Raw genomic sequence first — 26,773 nt, forward strand, 5'->3', positions numbered from 1 at the left:
CCGTGATCAGCGCGACGCGGTCACGGACGTCATAGAGAACCAGTTCGCTCACGAGAAGTCAGGCTAGGCGAAGAGCGCCTGTTCGACCGCTTGGGCATCCAGGTTCACCGCGGTGAGTTTGTTGGTGGACTGGTCCACCAGCGCGTACGGTCCCCATTTTGCGTACGCAGGTGAGGACTGGTTGTACTTCACCAGCCGAAGGCCCTTCCGGTAGGCGCGGTATCGCCACTGTGATTCCGAATGCATCAACTACCCCCTCCTGCGGTGAATACCCCGTCAATCCAGATCAGAATGTTAGGTCCGGTCGGGGGATCTAGTTCCTCATTCGCTCCGACGGTCTATATGACGCGTCGGCCGATTCACCGACTATCGAGGCATGAGGAATGTCGGGGGTCACCTGTTCCTTGCGAGTTAGTCAGAGCCAGCCGGGAGATTCGCCCGGCCAACCTGCGCAGGCGGCCCGCTTCCAGAGTGGGTCGCCTGTTGCTTTTCCATCAGAGGGTCGGGAGGAGGGGAGAAATGAGCAACTACGACCAAGCCTCTCGGTGGCGCGACCTCGTCCCGGAACTCACTGACAAGCAGATCGTCTATCTGGAGAAACTCGAGCGCCGGCACGGGCATAGGGAGTCGCTGCTGATCTCCGTCGCCCGGGAGTACGCGCAGTCGAATCTGGCGGAACTTGTTGTGATCGGGGATGTTCCGCAGCCGCACGGCGCAACCTTTGTCAGTGGATGGGAGCAGGACAGCACCGGGGCGTGGTTTCGCGAATTCGACGGCGAAACCTGGAGCGTCGGTTCGATCCGTGTCGACATCTGCGGACAGCAGGCCGCCGACGGTGAGTCGGTGCGCAGGGTGTCGGTGTACGGCGCCGATGACGCCACGAGTGAGCTCAATGCCGCGGAACTGGAGCAGTTGATCGCGGTCCTGACAGAAGCACGCAAATTGTTGACAACACCCTCTGACCAGCGCCCCCGGCAGGAATCGAACCTGCGACCTAGGGATTAGAAGGCCCTTGCTCTATCCAACTGAGCTACGGAGGCAGTGCGCCCGGTCAGTCTACGACGTGTCGCACTGACCGATTTCCAACGCCTGGCCTGCTGAAACGACCCGGAAGCCGGATTCGTTAACCGTTAAATGACGCGCGTCTGGACACCTGTTCACTAATGTGACCCGGGCCGGGCATTGGCCCGGTTCTTTGACGCGAGTCGAGGGAGCCGACGGCTATGAGCAGTGCGATCGACGATGTAGTCGGCGCGTGTGTCCGCACCGTGCAGACCGGCTCCATGATCGTGCGTGGCACTCCCGCGTTGGCCGGATGGTGGCTTGGCTGGCTGTCGGCTGAGTTCGCCCCGCACGTCCTCACCGGACACGCGCTGTCCGCGATTCCGTCGCCGCTGGTGCCCAAGGCCGCCAAGTTGGCGGCGCAGCGCGCCGACACCGTTCTCGCCGCGTCGCTCACCGAAACCTTCGGCGAGTCCTATCAGGACCTCGTGCAGCAGCCGCTGGAGCCCTACACCGCCCGTCGCCCGCATGTTTCGGGCGTGCTGTCGGCGATGCTGCGCCGGCGCGAAACCGCCACCACGAATATCAGCTACGGCCCGGGTGGCCGTAACCATCTGCTCGACGTGTGGCGCCGGCCCGACCTGCCCGAGGGTCACCGCGCGCCGGTCCTCATCCAGGTGCCCGGCGGCGCCTGGGCGGTCAACGACAAGCGCGGCCAGGCCTACCCCCTGATGAGCAGGATGGTCGATCTCGGCTGGATCTGTGTCTCCATCAACTACAGCCGCAGTCCGCGCAATGCCTGGCCGTCCCACATCGTCGACGTCAAACGCGCAATCGCCTGGGTGCGGGCCAATATCGCCGACTACGGCGGCGATCCGGACTTCATCGCCATCACCGGTGGTTCGGCCGGCGGCCACCTGGGCTCGCTGGCAGCACTGACCGCCGGCGACGAGAGTCTGCAGCCCGGCTTCGAAGACGCCGATACCAGCGTGCAGGCTGCCGTCCCGTACTACGGCGTCTATGACCTGACCGACCATCGCGGCATGCATCACCTCACGTTGCCCCTGCTGGAAAAGCTGGTGATGCGGGCGCGAATGGCCGACAACCGCGAACTCTTCGAGGGCGCTTCGCCGTTGTTCCGGGTGCACCGGGACGCCCCGCCGTTCTTCATCCTGCACGGCCGCAGCGACGATATCGTCCCGCTCAGCCAGGCCCGCGCGTTCAATACCGCCCTCCGGAATGCCGGCGCCGGAACCGTCGCCTATGCCGAACTGCCCAACGCCCACCACGGCTTCGACACCATCGCCACCATGCGCTGCCAACTGACCGCCGAGTCCGTCGCGGCCTTCCTGGGCATCACCTACGGCCGTCACCTCGCCGGCGCCCGCCGGCGCAGGCGTGCCGGCCGGTCGGCCAGCTGACCCCCACTGCCACATTCGACTCCCTCACCGGCACTCTCGGACTAGCGTGGTGGCAGTCCCAAGGCCGGCACAGGAAGGCGTGTACCCAGGTGAGGCGGTTTCGATGAGCGGTCCGGTGGACGCGTCGGGCCTGCCGTCTGAACTGGGCGCCTTCGACCTGCTGATGCATCGTGGGGAGGCCAATCCGCGGACCCGGTCCGGAATCATGGCGCTGGAGATCCTCGACACCACCCCGGACTGGGAGCAGTACCGGGCCCGCTTCGAGAACGCCTCCCGCCGGGTCCTGCGCCTGCGGCAGAAGGTCGTCATGCCGACGCTGCCCACCGCCCCGGCCCGCTGGGTGGTCGACCCGGATTTCAACCTCGACTTCCATGTCCGCCGGGTCCGGGTGCCCAAACCCGGCCGGTTGCGCGATGTGCTCGACTACGCCGAGGTGAACCTGCAGTCCCCACTCGACATCTCCCGGCCGCTGTGGACGGCGACGCTCGTCGAGGGACTCGAGGGTGGCAAGGCCGCGACGCTGCTGCACCTGAGCCACGCGGTCACCGACGGCGTCGGCGCGACCGCCATGTTCGCCGAGATCTATGACCTCGAACGCAACGCGAAGCCGCGGTCCCCGGCGCCCATTCCGGTACCGGAGGACATCACCCCGAACGACATCATGCGTGAGGGCATCGGTCATCTGCCCGGTGCGATCGTCGGTGGTGTCGTCGAAGCGGTGGCGGGCGGTGTCGGGATGCTGGGCCGCGCTGTGCGAAATCCTGCCTCGGCGGTCTTCGGCGTCGTCGATTACCTCCGCTCCGGGCAACGGGTGACGCGCCGCGCCGCCGAACCGTCACCGCTGCTTCGCCGCCGCAGTCTGTCCACGCGAACTGAAGCCATCGAGATGAAACTCGGTGATCTGCACCGGGCCGCGCATGCTGCGGAAGGCTCCATCAACGACGCCTATCTCGCCGGACTGTGCGGCGCGCTGCGGCTCTATCACGAGGCGCTGGGCGTACCGGTCGCCACGTTGCCGATGGCGGTTCCGGTCAACCTGCGCGCTGATGCCGATCCGGCCGGCGGCAACCGATTCGCCGGGGTGAACCTCGCCGCGCCGATCGGCGTCGCCGATCCGGTGGTGCGCATCCAGAAGATCCGCAAGCAGATGATCGCCCGCAGGGAGGAGGCGGCGATCGACATCGTCGGCGCGGTCGCGCCTTTGCTCACCCTGCTACCCGACGCTGTGATCGAGGCGATGAGCGGTTCGGTGATCGCTTCCGACGTGCAGGCCAGCAACGTCCCGTTCTATCCCGGTGACACTTTCATCGCGGGTGCGAAAGTGCTGCGCCAGTTCGGGATCGGACCGCTGCCCGGTGTGGGGATGATGGTCGTCCTGGTATCCCGCGGTGGCTTCGCCACCGTCACCGTCCGCTACGACCGCGCCGCCATCGCGCATCCGGAATTGTTCGTGCAGTGCCTGCGACAGGGTTTCGATGAGGTGCTCGCGCTCGCAGGGGACCCGCAGCCGCGGGTGGTTTCGGTGTCATCCCCGGACATTCCTGATGAAACCGCCCAGACTATGAACGGATCGGTGGCCTACCCATGAGCGATATGCGACTGCCCGGCTCGGTGGCGGAGGTGATGGCGAGTCCCCGCGGCCCGAAGATCGGAGCCTTCTTCGATCTGGACGGCACGCTGGTAGCCGGATTCACCGCCGTCATCCTCACCCGCGAGCGACTCCGCAAGGGCGACATGGGTATCGGCGAGCTCATCGCCATGATCGCGGCCGGCCTGACCCATCAGCTCGGTGCGATGGAGTTCGCGGACCTGATCAACAGGGCCGCCGAAATGCTGCGCGGACGGTCGCTGTCGGATCTGCAGCAGATCGGTGAACGACTCTTCGCCGAGAAGATCGAGAAGCGGATCTATCCGGAGATGCGCGAATTGGTGCAGGCGCATCTGGATCGCGGTCATACGGTAGTGCTCAGCTCATCGGCACTGACCATTCAGGTGGATCCGGTGGCGAGGTTCCTCGGTATCCCCAACACCCTGACCAACAGGTTCGAGGTCGACGAGAACGGCGTGCTGACCGGCAAGGTGGTCCGGCCGATCCTGTGGGGACCGGGCAAGGCCAACGCGGTGCAGGAGTTCGCCAACGAGAACGGAATCGACCTGCAGGACAGCTACTTCTACGCCGACGGTGACGAGGACGTCGCACTGATGTATCTGGTCGGAAATCCGCGTCCCACCAATCCCGGCGACAAGATGCGCGAGGTTGCCAACAAGCGCGGCTGGCCGATCCTGGAGTTCAACAGCCGCGGCAGGGGCGGACTGCTCGGGCAGGTGCGCAATCTGTTGGGCGTGGGGTCGGTGGTCCCGGCCGCCTACGGTGCCGTCGGTTGGGGCCTGCTGACCGGCAGCCGGCGACGCGGCGTCAACTTCTTCACCGCTGCCTTTCCTCGGGCGCTGCTGGCTATCAACGGCGTGAACCTCAACGTGATCGGCGAGGAGAACCTCACCAAGAAACGTCCGGCGGTGTTCATCTTCAACCACCGCAACAACTTCGACCCGATCATTGTCGCCTCGCTGCTGAAGGACAACTGGACCGGAGTAGGCAAGAAGGAATTGGAACGCGACCCGATCGTGGGGGCGATGGGCAAGCTGACCGACACCATCTTCATCGACCGCGAAGATCCCAAGAAGGCGGTCGAGTCGCTCAAGGAAGCCGAGGAACTGGCCCGTAAGGGTCTATCGGTGATGATCGCGCCCGAGGGCACCCGACTGGACACCCGGTCGGTGGGTCCGTTCAAGAAGGGCCCGTTCCGGCTCGCCATGTCGGCCGGCGTTCCGATCGTGCCCGTCGTCATCCGCAATGCCGAAATGATCTCCGCGCGCGATTCCCAGACCCTGCACCCGGGCACCGTCGATGTCGTTGTCTACCCGCCGATTTCGCTCGATGACTGGACACTCGATGACCTTTCCGATCGGATCGCGGAGGTACGTCAGCTGTTTGTGGACACGCTGAAGAATTGGCCGGTCGGCAAGGTTCCCGACGCTGATCTCTACAAGCGTGCCGCCAAGAAGGCTCCGGCCAAGAAGGCCGCTGCAAAGAAGGCCGCTGCAAAGAAAACGACAGCCAAGAAAGCCGAGCCGTCGACTCCGCAGCCGAAAGTGAAGGGGCGCCGATGAAAGCCGCCGACTATCAGACCGATTTCAGTACCACTGACGACGCTCTCGTGCTCGCATCGGTCTCGTCGGCGGCCGAATTCGGTCTGCTCAACGATTGGCTGCAGGCGCAGCGCCGCGCTCACCCCGACACCAAAGTGGAGGTGCTGCGGCTACCGCACGGTGATGCCTCACCGGATCTGGTCAGCAGACTCGTCGGTGAACTCGACGCCGGCGAAGACCGCACGGTGGTGCCGGTGCGGGTGTTCTGGGTGCCGGGCGGGCTGCCCACCCGGGTGAAGCTCGCCGGACTGATCTCCGGGCGGGAGACCTACCGGCCGCCGGAGTTCCTGCAGCGCGCCATTCTGAAGAAGGATCCGTCGCGGGCCCGCATCATCGCCGGTGAGCCGGCGACAGTGTCCGAGTTGCGCGAGCAGTGGCGGGAGAACACCGTGGGGGAGACCCCGGCGGATTTCGCCAAGTTCGTGCTGCGGCGTGCCGAACTTGCGATCGAACGAATCGAGTTGCGTCTGCTCGGGCCGGCGTACAAGTCGCCTCGGCTGATCACCGACGAGTTGATGTCCTCCTCGCGCTTCATGAAGGGGATGGAGGGTATCCCGGGAGCCACCACCGAACAGGCCCAGACCATGCTCGACGAGCTCGCCACCGGGTGGAGCAGGTTTTCGGTCGACCTGATCCCGAACCTGGGCCGGGCCATCTTCAGCAGGGGCTTCGATCCGCGGATCGACTATGACCCCGCCCAGATAGAGGCGATGCGGCGCGGATTGGAAGACCACCCGGCGGTGTTCCTGTGGTCGCATCGGTCCTACCTCGATGGCGTGATCGTTCCGGTGGCGTTGCAGGAGAACAAGTTGCCACCGGCGCACACCTTCGCCGGCATCAACCTGTCCTTCGGATTCATGGGCCCGCTGATGCGCCGGTCGGGTGTCATCTTCCTGCGCCGCAAGCTCGATGATCCGCTGTACAAGTACGTGCTGCGTCAGTTCGTCGGATACATCGTCGAGAAGCGATTCAACCTGAGCTGGTCCATCGAGGGCACCCGGTCGCGAACCGGAAAGATGTTGCCGCCCAAGCTCGGTCTGCTGTCCTATGTCGCCGACGCCTATCTGGACGGTCGCAGCGAGGACATCCTGCTGCAGCCCACGTCGATCAGCTTCGACCAGTTGCATGAGACCGCCGAGTACGCGGCGTATGCGCGCGGTGGCGAGAAGATTCCCGAGGGTGCTGAATGGCTGTTCAACTTCATCAAGGCCCAGGGTGAGCGTAACTACGGCAAGATCTATGTTCGCTTCCCCGAAGCGGTGTCGATGCGCCAGTACCTCGGTGAGCCGGGTGGCCCGATCGCCGAGGATGAGGCGGCCAAACGCCTGGCCATGCAGCGGATGGCCATCGAGGTGTCCTGGCGGATCCAGCGGGCGACGCCCATCAACGCTTCCAGCCTGGTGTCGGCGGTCCTGCTGGCCACCCGCGGGCGTGCTCTGACGCTGCGGCAGTTGCACCACACGCTGCAGGATTCGCTCGATTATCTGGAGCGTAAGAAGACGCCAATGACCAACAGCGCCTTGCGTCTCCACTCGTCGGACGGTGTGCGGGCGGCCCTGGACGCAATGTCGAGCGGCCATCCGGTCACCCGCGTCGACGGTGGCCACGAACCGGTATGGCGGATCGCTCCCGAGCAGGAGCTGGAGGCGGCGTTCTACCGCAACTCGCTCATTCACGCGTTCCTGGAAACCGCGATCGTTGAACTGGCGCTGGTACATGCGGCCAGGGCACCCAAGGGCGAGCGGGTGGACTCCTTCTGGGCTCAGGCGATGCGGTTGCGTTCGCTACTGAAGTTCGACTTCTACTTCGCCGATTCCGCAACGTTCCGGGAGAACATCACAGAGGAATTGGAGTGGAACCACGACTGGGAGTCCCGACTGGACGGCGGCCCGGAGGCTGTCGACGGTCTGCTGCGAGCCAAGCGCCCACTGATGGCCGATGCGATGCTGCGGCCGTTCTTCGAGGCGTACGAGATCGTCGCGGACGTGCTCTGCGATGGGCCGACCGATGTCAGCGACAAGGATCTGACTAAACAGGCCCTCGGTGTCGGCGGCCAGTATGCGGCCCAGGGTCGGATCCGTAACACCGAGTCCGTATCGGCACTGCTGTTCGCAACCGCCCGCCAGGTGGCGGCCGATCAGAAACTGCTCGAGCCGTCGACGGATCTTCGTGAACGCCGCCGGGACTTCCTGAACGAACTCCGCGGCATCATCGGCGACATGGACCGCGTCCATGGACTCGCAGCGGAACAGTTCTACGTTCGCGAAGCGCAACTGCGTCCGTGACCGGCCCTTCCGCTGTTATCGTCGGCTCCATGACCACCACAACAAGGATTGCCACCGGCGCCGCCGCACTCGTGCTGGCGAGTCTGCTCACCGCCGGCCTGTCCGGCTGTTCGACCAAAGCCGAGAACAAGGGTGCCCAGCCGATGAGCGCCGCAGACCTGCAGAAGAAACTGACCGACCAGTTCGCCGCAACCCCAAGCCCGCCGAAATCGGTGACCTGCAAGGAAGAATTGGGTGCCGCGGTCGGTAAGACCGCTACCTGTGTGGTGGCCCTCAATGACACCAACAGCATCGACGCGGTGGTGACCGTGACAGATGCCAAGGGGTCCGATCTGACGTACGAGATCATGCCGGAGTACACCAAAGACCAACTGGCAACTGTTGTTTCGGGCATGGTGGCCGGCAGTGCGGCTACCTGTGCGACCGGGCTGGAGGGCAAGATCGGTGCAACAGCGCAGTGCGAGACCACCCTCAATGGCGTTGTCGCCCAGCGCGTGCTCCAGGTCGACAACGTCAGCAACCTTGAAATAGATCTCTCCATCAAGCGGTTGTGGCCCAAGGAAAAGGTCCAGGAAGTGCTGATGCAGAAGCTCAACGCTGACGGCACCCCCGCGGAGACGGTGGAATGTGTCGATGGCGTGGAGGCGCAGACCGGTGCCGATGTCGAGTGTGTTGCGGTCACCGGCAGTCAGAAGAAGGGCTACGTCGTGACGGTCACAACGTTCGACGAGAACAGCTTCGACCTCGACTACAAAGACGCGCCCTAGCCGGCAGGCATCGCAGCAGGTTCCATAGGCTGGGACGGTGACGTCAGTTCGCCGCTCCGCGGTATGGCCGGTGCTGACCGCGACTGCGCTCCTGGCCGGTCTGGTGGCCGCGGGTATCGGCGCACTATCGCTGACCGATGCGCTGACCGCCACCGGACTGCCGAACCCCGGCCCGGCGACCACCCTCGGTCTGCCCTTTGTGCGGGCCGCCGGGGAGATCGCCGGTGTTACGGCGATCGGCGGGTTCCTGTTCGCGGCGTTCTTCGTCCCGCCGCAGGACAGCGGTGTTCTCGACGCCGCCGGCTACCGCGCGCTGCGGATCGGCACCGTGGCCAGTGGGCTGTGGGCGGTCTGCGCCGCGCTACTGGTGCCGCTGACGATCTCCGATGTGTCCGGACATCCGCTGCTGGAACACCTCAACCCGGTGGAACTCTGGCGGGTGGTCGGGTTGGTGGACACCGCCAACGCCTGGCGGTGGACCGCCGGACTCGCACTGGTGGTGACGGTGGCCTCGGTGTCGGTGCTGCGGTGGTCACCAACCCCGGTGTTGTTCGCGCTGGCCCTGCTCACCCTGGTACCGATCGGCCTGACCGGGCACTCCTCGGTCGGAGGGTCCCATGACCTGGCAACCAACAGCCTGCTGATCCATCTGGTGGCCGGGGCGCTGTGGGCCGGCGGACTGCTGGTGTTGCTGGCACACGCCCTGCGCGGCGGGGAGCACGCCGATATCGCCGCCCGTCGCTTCTCGGGGGTGGCGCTGTGGTGTTTCGTCGCGATGGCGTTGTCCGGCGCGATCAACGCGCTGCTCCGACTCCGTCCGGCCGACTTGTTCAGCACGTCCTACGGATGGCTGGTGGTGGCCAAAGCCTGCGCGCTGATCGCACTGGGGGCGATCGGCTGGCGGCAGCGACGGACTGCGGTCATCGCCTTGGAGGCCGACCCCCGGGCCCGCCGGCCGCTGATCCGGCTTGCCCTGGTCGAGGCCATGGTGTTCGGTACGACCTTCGGGGTGGCGGTCGGCCTCGGGCGCACCCCGCCACCGGTTGGACTTGCGGGCAATCCGTCGCCGGCCGAGGTCGCCATCGGTTACGACTTCGCCGGACCGCCGACCATCGCCCGGATACTGCTGGACTGGCGCTTCGATCTGATCTTCGGCACGGCCGCAATCGTTTTCGCCGCGGTCTATCTGGCCGGGGTCATCCGGCTGCGACGCCGCGGCGACGCCTGGCCGCCGGGACGGACGACGGCGTGGTTGCTCGGCTGCGCGGTGCTGCTGTTCACCACGTCCTCGGGTCTCGGCCGCTACATGATGGCCACGTTCAGCATGCATATGACCGGACACATGCTGCTGTCGATGCTCATCCCGATCCTGCTGGTACTGGGTGCTCCCACCACGCTGGCACTGCGGGCGCTGCCGGTGGCAGGCAGGGGCAACCCGCCGGGCCCGCGGGAGTGGCTGCTGGCCGGATTGCACAGCCGTTGGTCGCGGTTCTTCACTCACCCGGTGGTCGCGACGGTGGTGTTCGTCTCGGGCTTCTACGCGCTGTACTTCGGTGGCATCTTCGATTCAGCGGTCAGTCACCACGGTTCCCACATCCTGATGAACCTGCACTTCCTGATGAGCGGCTACCTGTTCTACTGGATCGTGATCGGCGTCGACCCCGCCCCACGCAACATCGGACCGCTGGGCAAGATCGCGATGGTCTTCGCATCGGTGCCGCTGCACGCATTCTTCGGTGTGATTCTGATGGGTTCGACGGAACTGCTGGGTGAGCGCTTCTACCGCTCACTTCAATTGCCCTGGCAGACAGATCTTCTCGGGGATCAACAGCTCGGGGGTTCGATCGCCTGGGCGGCCGGCGAGCTGCCATTGGTGGTGGTGTTGCTGGCACTGCTGGTCCAATGGCAGCGCAGCGACCGGCGCGATGCGGTGCGCATGGACCGGGCCGCCGAACGCGACGATGACGCCGACCTGGCCGCCTACAACGCGATGCTGGCCGAGCTGTCCCGCCGCGGCCGCCGCTGACACCGCTTCATCCCCACTCCCGGATTCATCCACAGTCGCGGCCGCGCGGCGGTGTCTGCGTCCTGTGCGCGTCGGTGCCTGCGGGCCCACTTGAGGGGCGAACCCGCACTGAATTACCAACGAGAGGACACATGCCATGTTCGAGACACCGATGACCGTTGTCGGCCGCATCGTCACCGATCTGCGCCGCCGGGTGGTGGGCGATCAGGAGGTGATCAGCTTCCGGGTGGCCAGCAATTCGCGGCGCCGTACCGGCGACGGCAGCTGGGAGCCCGGCAACTCGCTCTACATCACCGTCAACTGCTGGGGGAGGCTGATCACCGGCGTGGGCGCGGCCCTCTACAAGGGCGCTCCGGTCATCGTGACCGGCATCGTGCACACCAGTGAGTACGAGGACAAAGACGGGATCAAGCGGTCCTCACTGGAAATGCGCGCCAACACGGTCGGCCCCGACCTGGCGCGGGTGGTGGTCCGGATCGAGCAACCGCCCCGGCCGGCGGCCTCTGAGGAAGGTGAGGCCGCTGCGGATCCGGACGGGGAATCCGATGAGGCAGGGTCGGACGGCCTGGTGCTGACGGCCTGAAGCCGGGTGGTGGTCACACCGGTACGACCCGGTGTGGCCGCCACCTAGGATGGTCGCCGTGGCGGAATTCATTTACACCATGCGCAAAGTCCGCAAGGCCCACGGCGACAAGGTCATCCTCGACGATGTCACGTTGAGTTTCCTGCCCGGAGCCAAGATCGGTGTCGTCGGACCCAACGGCGCCGGCAAATCGAGCGTGCTGCGCATCATGGCCGGTCTGGACCAGGCCAACAACGGCGACGCCTTCCTGTCGCCGGGTGCCACCGTGGGCATCCTGATGCAGGAACCGGAGCTCGACGAGACCAAGACCGTTCGGCAGAACGTCGAAGAGGGCCTTGGCGAGATCAAGGTCAAGCTGGACCGGTTCAACGAGGTCGCAGAGCTGATGGCCACCGACTACACCGACGAGCTCATGGAGGAGATGGGCCGGCTTCAGGAGGAGCTCGATCACGCCGACGCGTGGGATATGGACTCCCAGCTCGAGCAGGCGATGGACGCCCTGCGCTGCCCGCCGCCCGACGAACCGGTCACCCACCTCTCCGGTGGCGAGCGCCGCCGGGTGGCGCTGTGCAAACTGCTGTTGAGTAAGCCGGACCTGCTGCTGCTCGACGAGCCGACCAACCACCTCGACGCCGAGAGTGTGCAGTGGCTCGAACAACATCTCGCCGACTACAAGGGCGCCATCCTGGCCGTCACCCACGACCGGTACTTCCTGGACAACGTCGCCGAGTGGATCCTCGAACTCGACCGCGGCCGGGCCTACCCGTATGAGGGCAACTACTCGACCTATCTGGAGAAGAAGGCCGATCGCCTCGAGGTCGCCGGCAAGAAGGACCAGAAGCTGCAGCGGCGGCTGAAGGAGGAACTGGCCTGGGTGCGTTCCGGCGCCAAGGCCCGTCAGGCCAAGAACAAGGCCCGCCTGGCGCGCTACGAGGAGATGGCGACCGAGGCCGAGAAGACCCGCAAGCTCGACTTCGAGGAGATTCAGATCCCGGTCGGCCCCCGTCTTGGCGGCATCGTGGTCGAGGTCGATCACCTCGACAAGGGTTTCGACGGCCGGATGCTCATCAAGGATCTGTCCTTCACACTGCCCCGTAACGGCATCGTCGGCGTGATCGGGCCCAATGGCGTCGGCAAGACCACGCTGTTCAAGACCATCGTCGGGCTGGAGCAGCCGGACAGCGGCACCGTGCGCGTCGGTGAGACGGTCAAGCTGAGCTATGTCGATCAGAGCCGTGCCGGAATCGACCCGAAGAAGACCGTCTGGGAGGTGGTCTCCGACAAGCTCGACTACATCGAAGTCGGGCAGAACGAGATTCCCTCCCGGGCATACGTCTCAGCGTTCGGGTTCAAAGGTCCCGATCAGCAGAAGCCGGCCGGCGTGCTCTCCGGTGGCGAGCGCAACCGGCTCAACCTGGCCCTGACCCTCAAGCAGGGCGGCAACCTGCTGCTGCTCGACGAGCCCACCAACGACCTCGACGTCGAAACACTGGGCTCCCTGGAGAACGCCCTGGAGAACTTCCCGGGCTGCGCGGTGGTGATCTCCCACGACCGCTGGTTCCTGGACCGTACCTGCACCCACATCCTGGCCTGGGAAGGCGATACCAACGAGGCCAAGTGGTTCTGGTTCGAAGGTAACTTCGGCGCCTACGAGGAGAACAAGATCGAGCGACTGGGAGCCGATGCGGCACGTCCGCACAGAGTGACCCACCGCAGGCTTACACGCGACTAATGTCGCCGGAATGACGGTTGATCGGACAGCCACCGGCCTTGACCTGACGGCGATGGCCGCCGCCTACCGGGCCACCGACCACGGGCCGCGCGAGGGGGACCGGCGTCCGGACCCGGACGCGGTGACCCCGGCGGTGATCAATGCCCATCACCAGTTGGCCCGGCGCCGCCAACCGGGGGAGACCACGGTGGCCGTCTACGGCTCCGACCATCCTGGGGGATTCGGCACCGCGTTGCAGGCGGTCACCGGCGAGGCCACCCGGCTGCTGGACTCGGTTGCGGTGCTGCTGCACCGGCTCGGCATCCCGTACACCGCGCTGATGGCCCCGGTGTTTCCGGTACGCCGGGACTCAGACGGCCAACTGCTGGAAATGGGCGAGGGCCCGGACGCCCTCGAAGAGTCCTGGATCCACGTGCAGCTGCTGCCCAACGCGGATCGCCGGGCCCTTGCCGAAGCCGAACGGCTGCTGCCGATGGTGCTCTCTGACGCGCGCCAGGTCGCCGAGGACTCGGCCGCGCTCGGGACCGCCCTCGGTGAACTGGCCGACGCCATGGACGCCGACGACGGCTCGCGGTTCCCCGGTCCTGACCGGTCCGACGCCGCTGATCTGCTCCGCTGGCTTGCTGACGGCAACTTCGTGCTGCTCGGTTCGCTGCGCTGTGAGATCGCCGACGGAACGGCCACCCTCGATGAGTCCAGCCGGCTGGGGGTGGCCCGGTTGCGTACCGAGTTGCTTCCGGAGTTGACCACGCCGGACGAGTTGCTGGTACTCGCCCAGGCCACCATGCCGAGTTTTCTGCGCTACGGCGCCTACCCCTACATCGTCGTGGTGCGTGAGCGACCCGGAGTCGAACACCGATTCGTCGGTCTGTTCACCGGTGCGGCGATGAGCGCCAATGTGCTGGAGATCCCGATGATCGCGGGACGGGTCCGCGACGCGTTGGCGATGTCCCATGATGATCCGAGCCACCCCGACCAACTCGTGCTCGACATCATCCAGGCGATTCCGCGGCAGGAACTGTTCGCGCTGAATGCCGATCGGCTGATCGAGATGGCCAACTCCGTGATCGACCTCGGCTCCCGGCGGGGCGCTCTGCTGTTCCTACGCGCCGACCGGCTGGGGCACTTCGTATCCTGCCTGGTGTACCTGCCGCGCGATCGTTACACCACCGCGGTGCGGCTGGCCATCCAGGACATTCTGGTCCGTGAGTTCGGCGGAGTCAGTATCGACTACACCGCCCGGGTGACTGAATCGCCATGGGCCAGAGTCTATTTCACCGTGCGGCTGCCGGAGGCGCCGAACGGACGGTCGATTGACGCCGGCGAGGCCAACCGTCTCAGGATCCAGGAGTTGTTGACCGACGCGACCCGCACCTGGGCCGACCACATGCTGTCGGCTGCTGTCGGAACCCTGGATCAGGGCACCGCTGAGCATTACACCGAGGCGCTGCCCGAGGAGTTCAAGCAGGTCGTGCGGCCGGAAGAGGCGATCACCGATATCGGAATCGTCGAAGCGCTGCAGCAGGATTCAGTCATCCTGCAACTCGAGCCCGGCGACACGACCCGGGACCCCTTCCTCACCTGGTACCTCGGCGGCCGTTCGGCATCGCTGAGCCGCCTACTTCCGATGCTGCAGTGCATGGGTGTGCTCGTCCTCGAAGAGCGGCCCTTCACCGTGACCCGACCGGATGGACTGGAGGTGTGGATCTACCAATTCATCATTCGGCCGGACGAGTCGATGCCCGACGCCGGTGACGGTGACCAGTGGCAGCAGATGGCCGCACGCTTCACCGACGCGGTCACCGCCATCTGGCACGGCAAGGTCGAAGTCGACCGGTTCAACGAACTCGTCCTGCGGGCCGGGCTGACCTGGCAGCAGGTCACCGTGCTGCGCGCCTACGCGAAGTACCTGCGGCAGGCCGGATTCCCCTACAGCCAGGCCCATATCGAGTCGGTCCTCAATGACAACCCGGCGACGGCTCGCTCGCTCGTCAAGCTCTTCGAGGCGATGTTCGACCCGGATTCGGCCGCCAAGGGTCTCGATGCGAAAGCCGCCGCCCGCGCGGTCTCCGCTGACATCGATTCCCTGACGAGCCTGGACACCGACCGCGTGCTGCGCGCGTTCGCCTCGATGGTGGAGGCCTCCCTGCGCACCAACTTCTACGTCACCGATCCGGGTTCGGCACGGGCCCGGAATGTGTTGGCGATCAAGGTGAATCCGGAGCTGATCAGCGAACTGCCGCTGCCGCGGCCGAAGTTCGAGATCTTCGTCTACTCCCCGCGGGTGGAGGGTGTGCACCTGCGGTTCGGTCCGGTCGCCCGCGGTGGACTGCGCTGGTCGGACCGCCGGGAGGATTTCCGCACCGAGATCCTGGGCCTGGTGAAGGCGCAGGCCGTGAAGAACGCGGTGATCGTTCCGGTCGGAGCCAAGGGCGGTTTCGTCCTCAAACAACCCGCCGACGATCTGCGGGCCGAAGGCGTCGAGTGCTACCGGTTGTTCGTCGCCGGACTGCTCGATGTCACCGACAACGTCGATCGGGCTACCGGCGCGGTGGTACCGCCCCCGCGGGTGGTGCGCCGCGACGGTGACGACGCCTACCTCGTCGTCGCCGCCGACAAGGGCACCGCCACCTTCTCCGATATCGCCAATGAGGTCGCGGGGTCCTACGGCTTCTGGCTGGGTGACGCCTTCGCCTCGGGCGGTTCGGTGGGTTATGACCACAAGGCGATGGGTATCACCGCAAAGGGCGCCTGGGAGGCCGTCAAACGGCACTTCCGCGAGATGGGCGTCGACACCCAGAGCCAGGAGTTCACCGTCGCCGGGGTCGGCGACATGAGCGGTGACGTGTTCGGCAACGGCATGCTGCTGTCCCCGCACATCCGGCTGGTGGCCGCTTTCGACCACCGGCACATCTTCATCGACCCCGATCCCGACGCCGCCCGTTCCTTCCAGGAACGGCAGCGATTGTTCGATCTGCCCCGGTCGAGTTGGGAAGACTACGAGGCCGGCCTGATCAGTGCCGGCGGCGGCGTGTTCAGCAGACAGCAGAAGTCGATCACGATCACCGCCGAGATGCGCGCGGCGCTTGGCTTGGAAAATCCGGAGGGCGACGACGAGGTCACCGAGATGACCCCGCCCGAGTTGATCCGGGCGATCCTGCGCGCACCGGTGGACCTGTTGTTCAACGGCGGTATCGGCACCTACATCAAGGCGGAGACGGAGTCCGACGCCGCGGTCGGGGACCGTGCCAACGACGCCGTGCGGGTCAACGCGAATCAGTTGCGCGCCAAGGTGATCGGTGAGGGCGGCAATCTGGGGGTGACGGCACTGGGTCGCATCGAATTCGATCTGTGCGGTGGCCGGGTCAATACCGATGCGATGGACAACTCCGCGGGCGTGGACTGCTCCGATCACGAGGTCAACATCAAGATCCTGGTCGACTCGCTGGTCAATTCCGGCCACGTCGACGCCGCCGAGCGAAGTGCGCTGCTGGCGTCGATGACCGACGACGTATCCCGGCTTGTGCTGACCGACAACAGTGACCAGAACGACCTGATGGGCACCAGCCGGGCCAATGCAGCGGCTTTGCTCAGCGTGCACGGCCGACAGATCAGCGATCTCGAGGAACGCCGCGACCTCAACCGCCAGCTGGAGGCGCTGCCGTCGGAGAAGGAGATCATCCGGCGCGCCGATCTCGGCATCGGGTTGACCTCACCGGAACTGGCCACGCTGATGGCACACGTCAAACTCGCCCTCAAGGACGACGTGCTGGCCACCGACCTGCCCGATCAGGAGGTGTTCGCCGCCGGTCTGCCGCGGTACTTCCCGTCGCAGCTCAGTCAGCGCTTCGAGGAGCAGGTCCGCAGCCATCAACTGCGCCGCGAGATCATCACCACGATGCTGGTCAACAACGTCGTCGACGTCGGCGGTATCTCCTACGTGTACCGGGCCGCGCAGGACGCCGGGGTGGGAGACGTCGACGCCGTGCGTGCCTACGCGGCCGCCGATGTCATCTTCGGGATCGAGCACACCTGGCGTGACATCCGCGCGGCCGGCGACAGCGGAGTGCCCGCCGCGACGACCGACCGGATGACGTTGGATCTGCGCCGACTCCTGGACCGTGCGGCACGCTGGCTGCTGAATTACCGGCCGCAGCCGCTGGCTGTCGGCGCCGAGATCAACCGGTTCGCTGCCAAGGTCGCCGCGCTCAGCCCACTGATGCCACAGTGGCTTCGCGGTGACGATCGCGCCATCGTCGCCAAGGAGGCCGGCGAGTTCGCCGGTCACGGGGCGCCCGAGGATCTGGCCTACACCGTGGCCTCGGGCCTCTACCGGTACAGCCTGCTCGACGTCATCGACATCGCCGATATCGTCGACCGCGATCCCGCCGAGGTGGCCGACGCCTACTTCGCGCTGATGGACCACCTCGGCACCGACGGCCTGTTGACCGCGGTCTCGGACCTGCCGCGTGATGACCGCTGGCACGCGCTGGCCCGACTGGCGGTGCGCGATGACATCTACGGGTCACTGCGGGCACTGTGCTTCGACGTCCTCGCCGTCGGGGAGCCCGAGGAGACCGGCGAGCAGAAGATCGCGGAGTGGGAGCACAGCAACAGCTCCCGGATCGGCCGGGCCCGGCGCACGCTGACCGAGATCAACCGAGGTGACGCCCGTGATCTGGCCACCCTCTCGGTGGCCGCCCGGCAGATCCGCAGCATGACCAGAACGACCGGCAAGGGGACGAGTGGCTGACCTGTGAGCACGGGATTCACCACCGGCGTGCGGGTGCGCTGGTCCGATATCGACATGTACCAGCACATCAATCACGCCACGATGGTGACGATCCTGGAAGAGGCCCGGGTCGACTTCCTGCGCGAGCCGTTCGCCGATGACGTCGAGACCATCGGCCTGCTCATCCATGAGGTACAGGTGCTCTACAAAGGTCAACTGCGACTGGTTGATTCGCCGCTGCAGGTCACCATGTGGACGAAGCGGTTGCGCGCGGTGGACTTCACGATCGGCTACGAGGTGCGTTCGGTCGACGCTGCCCCGGACTCCCGACCGGCGGTCATCGCCGAGACCCAACTGGCGGCCGTGCATATCAGGGAGCAGCGACTGGTCCGACTCTGCGAAAACCACCGGGAGTATCTGCAGCGTTGGCTGCGATGACCAACGGACCGCGGCCGGGTGTTCCCGAGCGTGGTGTCTGGATTCCCGACCCCGCCCAGCGCAATGATCTGGCCGTCTTCGCCGAGCGTGTCCTGCGAACCGACGCCGCCGCGGTGATCCGGCTGCGCACCCGGGCCGACGGCCTGGTCGGTGCCTGGGCTGTGACCGGATTCGATGTGCTCGTGGCCAGGGCGGTGACCGGACGGGTGCGCCCACTCGACGTCACCTGTGCGGCCGACCGACTGGGTCCCGGGTTGCGCGCCGCTGACGCGACCGGCTTCTACGACCAGGGTTACTCGATGGACTCGGCCTGGCGTGGTGGGCTCCCGCCGGAAACCGGGTTCGTCCGCCTCGATGACGTCCCGGCAGCGGTGTTCGCCGACCTCGCCCGGCAGGGTGCGGAACTGGCCCGCGAGAGCGGCAGCGCGCACGGGCCGCCGACCTCGCTGATGGACCAGGAAGTGCTCACCGTCAAGGCGGGGGAGACCGCGGCCGGGGTGCCGATGCGATGTGTCCTGGCCCTGGAGGCCATGCGCTTCGTACCTGATCCCGCCCCGGAGTCCGAAGTGGTGCGGGTCAGCGTGCAGCCGGCCTGGCTGCGCATCGATGCCCGGTTCGGTTCGGTGTTCCGCCGGCGCGGGGATCCCGTCCTGCTGATGGGTTAGAACTGCGAGTTGACCATGTGCTGCGCGGCCATCTCCAGATAGCCGAGCAGCTCGGCGCGATGCTCGGCATCGAGGGTGTTCGCGTCGATCGAGGCCACCGCGGTGTGCATGCAGCGCAGCCAGGCGTCCCGCTCCAGCGGCCCCACGTGATAGGGCGCGTGGCGCATCCGCAGCCGCGGATGGCCGCGCTGATCGGAGTAGGTGCGCGGGCCGCCCCAGTACTGCTCGAGGAACATCCGCAGCCGGTCCTCGGCGCCCGTCAGGTCCTGTTCGGGGTACATCGGCCGCAGCACCTCGTCGTCACTCACCAGCTCGTAGAAGCGCGACACCAGGGTGCGGAACGTCTCGGCCCCGCCGACCGCGTCATAGAAGGTCTGGGGCGTCTCAGCATTGCCATCGGCCACGCCTCCATTGAACACGACTTGAACACGACCGAAATACGCGTGCGGTTCGGGCCGATCCATGGTGCACTGGTCTGCGGAGGACGCATGGTGCAGCGCAGGCGAAGCACGGCGAAAGCCGGGTTCGTAGCCGCTCCTGCCCTGCGCAGCGTCGACAGTCACACCGCGGTGCCCTCGGACGGGTCGGTCTGGGGCCGTCGGCGGGTACTGCTGCTGAACTCGACCTACGAGCCACTGACCGCGCTACCTATCCGGCGCGCGGTGGTGATGCTGCTCTGTGGCAAGGCCGATGTGGTGCATGACGACCCAACCGGGCCGGTGGTGCATTCCGCTTCCCGCGCGATCGTGGTGCCGTCGGTGATCCGGCTGCGGACCTATGTGCGGGTGCCCTACCGGGCCCGCATCCCGATGACCCGGGCGGCGCTGATGCACCGGGACCGGTTCCGCTGCGCGTACTGCGGAGGTAAGGCAGACACCGTCGACCATGTGGTCCCGCGCAGCCGCGGCGGTGAGCACACCTGGGAGAACTGTGTCGCGGCCTGCTCGGGGTGCAACCACCGCAAGGCAGACAAACTGCTGACCGAGCTCGGTTGGACGCTGCGGCTGGTGCCGACGTCGCCGAAGGGCCAGCACTGGCGGCTGTTGTGCAATGTCAAGGAGCTGGACCCGGCCTGGGTGCGGTATCTGGGCGAGGGCGCGGCCTGACCCTGCGCTACGGTTTGGCTCATGAGTTCGGGCCTCCTGCACGCGACACCGGTGGTCGTTTTGGTCATCCTGGTGTACTTCATCTACTCCCGGAAAGGCGACCGCCCCGCGCAGTACGCGCTGCCGCAGAAGTGGACGCATGCGCCGATCCTGTGGGCTGCGGTCGATGAGGTTGTTCCCGGCGGCCACCACGGCGGCCACGGTGACGACGTCCTGAACCCGGGAGGTGGAGCCAGTGGCCGTTGGTGAGCACTATCCGTTTCCGGCCAAGGATCTGATGACCCTCGACAATGCGTTGACCGAGGCAACTCGTCAGACCAAGTCCCGCTTCGCCGTCTACATCGGTGATCTGGGTGAGGACTCCGCGGCCGGCGCCCGCGCCGTCCTGGCCGACGTGGCCACACCCAACAACGCCGTTCTGCTCGCGGTGTCGCCGGACCAGCGCTGTATCGAGGTCGTCTACGGAGCTGATGTCCGGGGCCGCGGAGTGGAGTCGGTCGCCCCACTCGGTGTGTCGGCGGCTGCGGCGTCGTTTGCCCGCGGCAATCTGATCGACGGTCTGGTCAGCGCGGTGCGGGTGATGTCGGCGGGGATTTCCCGGCCCTGACGATCCCGGACGCGGATCGGCGTCAGCGCCCGTCGAACTCCCGGGCCTTCAGCGATCGCTCGACCCCGGCCCGGCCCTCGAGCACCAGCCGGCGCAGTGCCGGCGGCACATGCAGGCCGCCGAGGAACCAGTCGGCGGCCTCCAGCCCTTCGCGGCTGACCTCCCATGACGGGTACAGACCCACCACGACGGTCTGCGCGACCTCGCTGGAGCGCCGCTCCCACACCTGCGAGATCACCTCGAAGTAGCTCTTGGCGTAGGGCGCCAGCACCGCGCCCTGGCCGGGCTGCGCGAACCCGGTGACGATCGCGCGGGTGGTGCTGTTGGCCAGCGTGTCGTCCTCGATCACCTCGCGCCAGGCCCGATGTTTGACATCGGCCTGCGGGCGCGCGGCCGAGGCCGCCGCGGCGTGCCGCTTGCCGGCTGCAGTCGGATCACGCGTCACCTCGGCGTCGATGAACGGCGTCGCCGGACCCTCGGCATCGATGTGGCCACCGGCTGCCAGCGCGATGATGATCCGCCACCGCAGATCGGTGTCGATCTGGAGTCCGGGAAGGCCGCACTCGGCCGGATCACCGTCGAGCAGATCGGCCAGCAGTACCAGATGGTGGGCGGACAGCACGGAGGTGCACAGCGCATTGATGTAGGCCAGCTGATGATCCGAGCCCGGATCGGCCGCGCGGGCCAACTCCAGCAGCCGGTCGGCGAATGCCGGCCAGCCGTGCTCGGCGGCCCACCGCGGCTCGGCGTAGTAGTTCAGTGCGCTCTGCGCCTGCATCAGCAGCCGCTGCGCCACACCCACCTCGGTCTCGGCACCAACGCCGCGGGACACCAGGGCGACGAAGTCGCGGGCTTTGAGTTCGGCGTCGCGGGTCATCTCCCAGGCCGCCGACCACACCAGTGTGCGGGGGAGCGGTTCGGCGATATCGGTGATTCGCTCGGTGGCCAGCTGTAGCGACTCCGGGTCCAGTCGCATCGAGCAGTACGTCAGATCGTCATCATTGACCAGAATCAGCTTTCCGCGCGGAACGCCCTGCAGCGCAGCAACTTCGGTGACCGGACCGGCGATGTCGAACTCTTCGCGGTGCACCCGGACCAACTGGCCGGAGTCCTCCTGGTCGTCGTAGATGCCGACTGCCAGACGGTGCACGCGGGTCTCGCCGGCACCCGGTGCGGCGCCACCCTGGGTGATGGCGAACCGGGTGAATCTGCCCTCGGCGTCGACGTCGAAATCGGCGCGCAAGGTGTTCAGGCCGGTTGTCTTGAGCCATTGCCGGCCCCAGTCCGACAGATCACGGCCGGATGCCCTCTCCAGCGCGCCGAGCAGGTCGTCGAAGGTGGCGTTGCCGAACGCGTGCGCCGCGAAGTAATCCCGCAGGCCGGCCAGGAAATGGTCCAGTCCGACGTAGGCCACCAGTTGCTTGAGCACGCTGGCGCCCTTGGCGTAGGTGATGCCGTCGAAGTTCACCTCGACGGCGTGCAGGTCGGGGATATCGGCGGCAATCGGGTGAGTGGACGGCAACTGGTCCTGGCGGTAGGCCCAGGACTTCTCCACGTTGGCGAACGTCGTCCATGCTTCGCCGTACTCGGTGGCGTCGGCCTGGCACAGCACCGAGGCGAAGGTGGCGAAGGACTCGTTGAGCCACAGGTCATCCCACCACCGCATGGTGACCAGATCGCCGAACCACATGTGCGCCATCTCGTGCAGCAGCGTCTCGGCGCGCCGCTCGTAGGAGGCGCGGGTCACCTTGCTGCGGAACACGTAGTCCTCGAGGAAGGTCACCGCGCCCGCGTTCTCCATCGCGCCGGCGTTGAACTCCGGAACGAACAACTGGTCGTATTTGCCGAACGCATACGGCACACCGAAGTTGCAGTGGTAGAAGTCGAAGCCCTGTTTGGTCTCGGTGAACAGCCGTTCGGCGTCCATGTAGGGCGCCAGTGATTCCCGGCAGAACAGGCCGAGTGGGATCTCGCCGTGTTCATCGATGTAGACGTCGTCCCAGCGCGCGTAGGGCCCGGCGATCAGCGCCACCAGGTAGGTGCTCATCGGCGCGGTGGTGGCAAAGGTGTGCACTTTCGTGTCCCCCTGCTCGGCGACATCAGCGGTCGCTCCGTTGGAGATCACCTGCCAGTGCGCCGGGGCGGTGACGGTGACGTCGAAGGTCGCCTTGAGGTCGGGCTGATCGAAGCAGGTGAACATCCGCTTGGCGTCGGCGGTCTCGAACTGCGAGTACAGGTAGACGTGGCCGTCCACCGGATCGACGAAGCGGTGCAGGCCCTCGCCGGTGTTGGAGTAGCGGCAGTCGGCCTCCACCACCAGGACGTTGTCGTGAGCCAGACCGACCAGCGGAATGCCGGTGGACTCGTCGTATCCGGACACGTCGATGGCATGGCCGTTGAGCACGGCCCGGTGCACCCGGTCGGCCGCCAGGTCGATGTGGGTGTCGGCGCCGGGCAGCGCCTGGAACGTCACGGTGGTGGTGGAGCGGAATTCCTTCTCGCCGATGGTCAGGTCGAGTTCGATCCGGTAGCGGTCCACGGTGATCAGTGCGGCGCGTTCGATGGCATCGGCGCGGGTGAGGTTCGGAAGCACGCGCTCCAACCTATCCTTGAGCCATGAGTACTTCTTCTCGGGAGCGCGCTGACTTCTGGTTCGACCCGCTGTGCCCCTGGGCCTGGATCACCTCGAGGTGGATCCTCGAGGTGGAGAAGGTGCGCGATATCGACGTGCACTTCCACGTCATGAGCCTCGCGGTGCTCAATGAGGGGCGCGACCTGCCCGAGCAGTACCAGGAATTGATGACGAAGGCCTGGGGTCCGGTCCGGGTCGCGATCGCCGCCGAGCAGGCCCACGGGGCCGACGTGTTGGGACCGCTGTACACCGCCATGGGCACCCGGATTCACAACCGGGACAACAAGAACCTCGATGAGGTCATCGCCGAGTCCCTGGCCGAGGCCGGGCTGCCGGCGGGGCTGGCCGCCGCCGCCACCGACGGCTCCGGTGACGACGTGCTGCGCACAAGCCACCACGCCGGGATGGACCCGGTCGGCCCCGACGTCGGCACTCCGACCATCCACATCAACGGTGTCGCCTTCTTCGGCCCCGTGCTGTCCCGGATACCGCGCGGCGAGGAGGCCGGGAAACTCTGGGACGCCTCGGTGATCCTGGCGTCCTACCCGCACTTCTGGGAACTCAAGCGCACCCGTACCGAGGCTCCCACCTACGACTAGGGATCGGTGACCCGGGCTGGGTAAGGTGACCGCCATGCGCGTCTACCTCGGCGGCGACCACGCCGGCTTCGAATTCAAGAAAGCCATCATCGCCCACCTGACGAAGGCCGGTCACGAGCCGATCGACTGCGGGGCATTCGACTACGACGCCGACGACGACTACCCGGCCTTCTGTATCGCCGCCGCGGAGCGCACCGTCGCCGACCCAGGCAGTCTGGGGATAGTGCTCGGCGGATCGGGCAACGGCGAGCAGATCGCCGCGAACAAGGTGCCCGGTGCCCGCTGCGCCCTGGCGTGGAGCGTCGAGACCGCCAAACTGGCCCGCGAGCACAACAACGCCCAGCTGATCGGCATCGGCGGGCGCATGCACACCGAGGACGAAATGCTCGCGATCGTCGACGCGTTCCTGTCCACCCCCTGGTCGGAGGCCCCGCGCCACCAGCGTCGTATCGACATCCTCGCCGAGTACGACCGCACCCACGTCGCGCCGCCTGTGCCAGGCGCCCCGGGCTGACCGGCGGTGCCCGAGGGTCACACCCTGCACCGGTTGGCCCGGCTGCACCAGCGCCGGTTCGCCGGCGCCCCGGTGCGGGTGTCGAGCCCGCAGGGCCGCTTCGCCGACGCCGCACTGGTCGACGGGCGGGTATTCACCCGGGCCTCGGCCTGGGGCAAGCATCTGTTCCACCACTACGCGGCCGATAACGGCGGGGCTGGTCCGATCGTGCATGTGCACCTCGGCCTGTACGGGACCTTCCGGGAGGCGCCCGCGCCGATGGCCGTACCGGTCGGGCAGGTGAGGATGCGCATCCTCGGCGCCGAGTACGGCACCGACCTGCGTGGTCCCACCGCCTGTGCGGTGCTAGACGAGGCGCAGTTCGCCGGAATTCTGGCGCGGCTCGGCCCCGATCCGCTGCGCGCCGACGCCGACCCCGCCGAGGCGTGGGCGCGGATCACCAAGTCGCGCAAGGCAATCGGCGCGCTGCTGATGGATCAGTCGGTGCTGGCCGGGGTGGGCAACATCTACCGCAGCGAGCTGTTGTTCCGGCACGGTATCGACCCGTACCGGCCGGGATGCGATATCGACGAAGCGGAGTTCGACGCCGCGTGGACGGATCTGGTCGATCTGATGAAAGTCGGCGTGCGCCGGGGCCGCATCATCGTGGTGCGTCCCGAGGACGACCACGGCGCCCCCGCCTACGGACCCAAGCGGCCGCGCACCTACGTCTACCGCCGGGCCGGCGAGGCGTGCCGGTGGTGCGGCAGCGCTGTCCGGACCGCGGTGATGGAGGGCCGCAACCTGTTCTGGTGCCCGGCCTGTCAGCGGTAGTGGTAGGGCAACCCGAGTCCGTTTACTGTGCAGATGTGATGCGCATCGTTGTCGCTGTCGCGCTGCTGTTGAGTTCGTGCGCTGTGCCGACGACCGGAACCCGGTCGCCCGTCGCGCAACTGGCCGAACCATTACGTACCAGCCTGCAATCCACTCTCGACGCCAACCGCGCCAAGCTCGGGTACCCCGGTGCCATCGTGGGGGTGTGGACTCCGGAGGGCGAATGGTTCGGGATCACCGGGACCTCGGGTCCGGACTCACAGCGACCACCGCGACGCGACGACCACACCCGCATCGGCAGCCTGACGAAGACGTTCACCGTCATGGCCGTGCTGCGGTTGGCAGACCAGCAGCGGCTCGCACTGGGCGACCCCATCGAGAAATACGTCCCCGGCATGCCCAACGGAACAACCGCGACACTGCGCGATCTGGCGAGAATGACCAGCGGTATCGCCAACTACTCGGCGACCCGGACATTCTTCGAGCGCTGGTCACCCGATCCGGCGGGTGCGGTCTTCACCCCCGAGGACCTGATCGGTTTCGCCAAGCCCGAACCGCCGCTGTTTCCGGCCGGTAGCCGGATGGACTACTCCAACACCAACACCGCTCTGCTGGGAATGGTGATCGAGAAGGTCACCGGCACGCCGGTCGCCGAGGTGTTCGAGAAGGAATTGTTTGAGCCACTCGGCATGTCGGGCACATCCTTTCCCGGGCCATCGCCGGATCTGCCGGCGCCGCATCTGGACGGCATCACCTTGCAACCCGACGGTCCGGGTGGGCCGGTCCGCAACGCCACCGACTGGAACCCGTCCTGGACCTTCACCGCCGGGGGGATGATCTCCACCCTTGACGATATGCGCGTGTGGACCGAGGCGTTGGGCACCGGTGGTGGGCTGATCTCGGAGGAGATGCAGCGTGAACGGGAGGCCTCCGCCACATCGACGGTTCCGCCCAACACCCCGGAACTGGCTTATGGACTGGGCTTTTTCACCGACCGCGGCTGGTGGGGTCATAACGGGGCGCTGCCCGGCTACACCTCCTATGCGGCCCATCATCCCGCTCGCAAGACGTCGGTGGTGGTCTTCGTGAACTCCGATATCGGCACACCCGACCAACCGACCCCGCCCGCCGACCTGTTGGCCTACGACCTGATCGGCACCCTGACCGGCTGACGGATCGACGTGCTCGGGCTAGAAGTCGAACCCGCCGAAGTCGCCACCGCCGAAGTCGCCACCGCCACCGCCGAAGTCGCCGAACCCGCCACCGAAGTCGCCGCCACCGAAGTCGCCGCCACCGCCGTCCATCCCGGGATCCATGCCCTGATCCATACCCGCGTCGTATCCCGCGTCATAACCCTGATCGAAGCCGGATCCGTAACCGTTCTCGAAACCGGACGCGTTGTAGCCGATGCCGTGCATGCCGGAGAACATCGCGTCGAACAGCAGCACCGAGCCCAGCGTCCAGGCACCCGTCCGCAGTGCCGACTGCCACCACGGCTCGGAGTACCAGCCGGCCGGTACCGGTCGGCCCGCCACCCGGCCACCCGGGTAGTAGTTCGGGGTCCGCTGGGTCGGGGTGGGGGAGGCCTCGATCTCGCGGCCCTCGAACTGGATGCGCCGGTCCTCGGTCACCGCCCCGGCC

At 66.6% G+C, this 26,773-nt stretch carries 20 protein-coding genes, 1 tRNA gene and 2 pseudogenes; 18 read left to right on the top strand and 5 right to left on the bottom strand.

Features of this window, described 5'->3' with window-relative positions; all coding sequences use genetic code 11:
* Window positions 1–63 precede the first annotated feature (63 nt).
* Together ACR2JI_RS16390 and ACR2JI_RS16395 are read right to left on the bottom strand one after the other, a co-directional pair.
* Window positions 64–246 carry a hypothetical protein gene (locus ACR2JI_RS16390; RefSeq protein ID WP_526391858.1) on the bottom strand — a complete coding sequence of 61 codons (183 nt, stop codon included), beginning with the start codon at window positions 244–246 and terminating at the stop codon, window positions 64–66.
* Between the two features lie 720 nt (window positions 247–966).
* Window positions 967–1,040: transfer RNA gene (locus tag ACR2JI_RS16395), tRNA-Arg, on the bottom strand.
* Window positions 1,041–1,223: 183 nt separating this feature from the next.
* On the opposite strand from ACR2JI_RS16395, the gene ACR2JI_RS16400 reads away from it, so the two are divergent.
* The 11 genes from ACR2JI_RS16400 to ACR2JI_RS16450 all read left to right on the top strand — a co-directional run bounded on the left by ACR2JI_RS16400 (window position 1,224) and on the right by ACR2JI_RS16450 (window position 18,861).
* Entirely contained in the window at window positions 1,224–2,423 is a 1,200-nt protein-coding gene (locus tag ACR2JI_RS16400) for an alpha/beta hydrolase (RefSeq protein ID WP_526391860.1), read from the top strand.
* Between the two features lie 103 nt (window positions 2,424–2,526).
* The gene (locus ACR2JI_RS16405) at window positions 2,527–4,011 is read left to right on the top strand and encodes a wax ester/triacylglycerol synthase family O-acyltransferase (protein WP_526391862.1); all 1,485 of its coding nucleotides are present in this window, start codon (window positions 2,527–2,529) and stop codon (window positions 4,009–4,011) included.
* Window positions 4,008–5,594, top strand: a complete 1,587-nt coding sequence (locus ACR2JI_RS16410; protein WP_526391864.1) for an HAD-IB family hydrolase/lysophospholipid acyltransferase family protein — start codon at window positions 4,008–4,010, stop codon at window positions 5,592–5,594. The genes ACR2JI_RS16405 and ACR2JI_RS16410 overlap by 4 nt, the downstream gene beginning before the upstream one ends.
* Window positions 5,591–7,918, top strand: coding sequence for a glycerol-3-phosphate 1-O-acyltransferase (locus tag ACR2JI_RS16415; protein WP_526391866.1), 2,328 nt, complete (start codon window positions 5,591–5,593; stop codon window positions 7,916–7,918). Before ACR2JI_RS16410 ends, ACR2JI_RS16415 begins: the two co-directional genes overlap by 4 nt.
* A 29-nt stretch (window positions 7,919–7,947) precedes the next feature.
* Window positions 7,948–8,685, top strand: a complete 738-nt coding sequence (locus tag ACR2JI_RS16420; protein ID WP_526391868.1) for a DUF4333 domain-containing protein — start codon at window positions 7,948–7,950, stop codon at window positions 8,683–8,685.
* 37 nt (window positions 8,686–8,722) lie between these two features.
* Window positions 8,723–10,711 carry a bifunctional copper resistance protein CopD/cytochrome c oxidase assembly protein gene (locus ACR2JI_RS16425; RefSeq protein ID WP_526391870.1) on the top strand — a complete coding sequence of 663 codons (1,989 nt, stop codon included), beginning with the start codon at window positions 8,723–8,725 and terminating at the stop codon, window positions 10,709–10,711.
* Between the two features lie 136 nt (window positions 10,712–10,847).
* Window positions 10,848–11,294: a single-stranded DNA-binding protein gene (locus ACR2JI_RS16430; RefSeq protein WP_526391872.1), complete on the top strand. Its 447-nt coding sequence runs from the start codon at window positions 10,848–10,850 to the stop codon at window positions 11,292–11,294.
* Window positions 11,295–11,352: 58 nt separating this feature from the next.
* The gene (ettA, locus tag ACR2JI_RS16435) at window positions 11,353–13,026 is read left to right on the top strand and encodes an energy-dependent translational throttle protein EttA (protein ID WP_526391874.1); all 1,674 of its coding nucleotides are present in this window, start codon (window positions 11,353–11,355) and stop codon (window positions 13,024–13,026) included.
* A 10-nt stretch (window positions 13,027–13,036) separates the two neighbouring features.
* Window positions 13,037–17,779, top strand: a complete 4,743-nt coding sequence (locus ACR2JI_RS16440; RefSeq protein WP_526391876.1) for an NAD-glutamate dehydrogenase — start codon at window positions 13,037–13,039, stop codon at window positions 17,777–17,779.
* 3 nt (window positions 17,780–17,782) lie between these two features.
* Complete coding sequence (locus tag ACR2JI_RS16445; RefSeq protein WP_526391878.1) at window positions 17,783–18,196, top strand: acyl-CoA thioesterase; 414 nt, start codon at window positions 17,783–17,785, stop codon at window positions 18,194–18,196.
* Window positions 18,193–18,861: a DUF8010 domain-containing protein gene (locus ACR2JI_RS16450; protein WP_526391880.1), complete on the top strand. Its 669-nt coding sequence runs from the start codon at window positions 18,193–18,195 to the stop codon at window positions 18,859–18,861. The genes ACR2JI_RS16445 and ACR2JI_RS16450 overlap by 4 nt, the downstream gene beginning before the upstream one ends.
* Here ACR2JI_RS16450 and ACR2JI_RS16455 read toward each other — a convergent pair.
* Window positions 18,858–19,265: a globin gene (locus ACR2JI_RS16455; protein WP_526391882.1), complete on the bottom strand. Its 408-nt coding sequence runs from the start codon at window positions 19,263–19,265 to the stop codon at window positions 18,858–18,860. The two genes, ACR2JI_RS16450 and ACR2JI_RS16455, sit on opposite strands and share 4 nt — an antisense overlap.
* Window positions 19,266–19,349: 84 nt before the next feature.
* On the opposite strand from ACR2JI_RS16455, the gene ACR2JI_RS16460 reads away from it, so the two are divergent.
* The 3 genes and pseudogenes from ACR2JI_RS16460 to ACR2JI_RS16470 all read left to right on the top strand — a co-directional run.
* Complete coding sequence (locus ACR2JI_RS16460) at window positions 19,350–19,967, top strand: HNH endonuclease signature motif containing protein (RefSeq protein WP_526391884.1); 618 nt, start codon at window positions 19,350–19,352, stop codon at window positions 19,965–19,967.
* Between the two features lie 21 nt (window positions 19,968–19,988).
* A complete protein-coding gene (ctaJ, locus tag ACR2JI_RS16465; protein WP_526391887.1) occupies window positions 19,989–20,216 on the top strand; it encodes an aa3-type cytochrome oxidase subunit CtaJ in 228 nt (75 codons plus the stop codon).
* Window positions 20,215–20,574, top strand: a pseudogene (locus ACR2JI_RS16470) (DUF5130 family protein); the annotation flags it as partial. The gene ctaJ and the pseudogene ACR2JI_RS16470, both read left to right, overlap by 2 nt.
* A gap of 22 nt (window positions 20,575–20,596) precedes the next feature.
* Here ACR2JI_RS16470 and pepN read toward each other — a convergent pair.
* Complete coding sequence (gene pepN, locus ACR2JI_RS16475; protein ID WP_526391889.1) at window positions 20,597–23,167, bottom strand: aminopeptidase N; 2,571 nt, start codon at window positions 23,165–23,167, stop codon at window positions 20,597–20,599.
* A 23-nt stretch (window positions 23,168–23,190) separates the two neighbouring features.
* Between pepN and ACR2JI_RS16480 the strand changes: the two genes are divergently transcribed.
* The 4 genes from ACR2JI_RS16480 to ACR2JI_RS16495 are packed head-to-tail and all read left to right on the top strand — an operon-like array spanning window position 23,191 to window position 26,304.
* On the top strand, window positions 23,191–23,805 hold the full coding sequence (locus ACR2JI_RS16480) for a mycothiol-dependent nitroreductase Rv2466c family protein (RefSeq protein WP_526391891.1): 615 nt from the start codon (window positions 23,191–23,193) through the stop codon (window positions 23,803–23,805).
* A 34-nt stretch (window positions 23,806–23,839) separates the two neighbouring features.
* On the top strand, window positions 23,840–24,319 hold the full coding sequence (locus tag ACR2JI_RS16485; protein ID WP_526391893.1) for a ribose-5-phosphate isomerase: 480 nt from the start codon (window positions 23,840–23,842) through the stop codon (window positions 24,317–24,319).
* A 6-nt stretch (window positions 24,320–24,325) separates the two neighbouring features.
* Window positions 24,326–25,132 (top strand): Fpg/Nei family DNA glycosylase, encoded by an 807-nt coding sequence (locus ACR2JI_RS16490; protein ID WP_526391895.1) that lies wholly within the window; start codon window positions 24,326–24,328, stop codon window positions 25,130–25,132.
* A 38-nt stretch (window positions 25,133–25,170) separates the two neighbouring features.
* Complete coding sequence (locus ACR2JI_RS16495) at window positions 25,171–26,304, top strand: serine hydrolase domain-containing protein (protein ID WP_526391897.1); 1,134 nt, start codon at window positions 25,171–25,173, stop codon at window positions 26,302–26,304.
* An 18-nt stretch (window positions 26,305–26,322) separates the two neighbouring features.
* Here the strand turns inward: ACR2JI_RS16495 and ACR2JI_RS16500 are convergent.
* Window positions 26,323–26,773: pseudogene (locus tag ACR2JI_RS16500) on the bottom strand (DUF1542 domain-containing protein); the annotation flags it as partial.

It is taken from the genome of Mycobacterium sp. (assembly GCF_051006775.1).
Lineage (GTDB): Bacteria > Actinomycetota > Actinomycetes > Mycobacteriales > Mycobacteriaceae > Mycobacterium.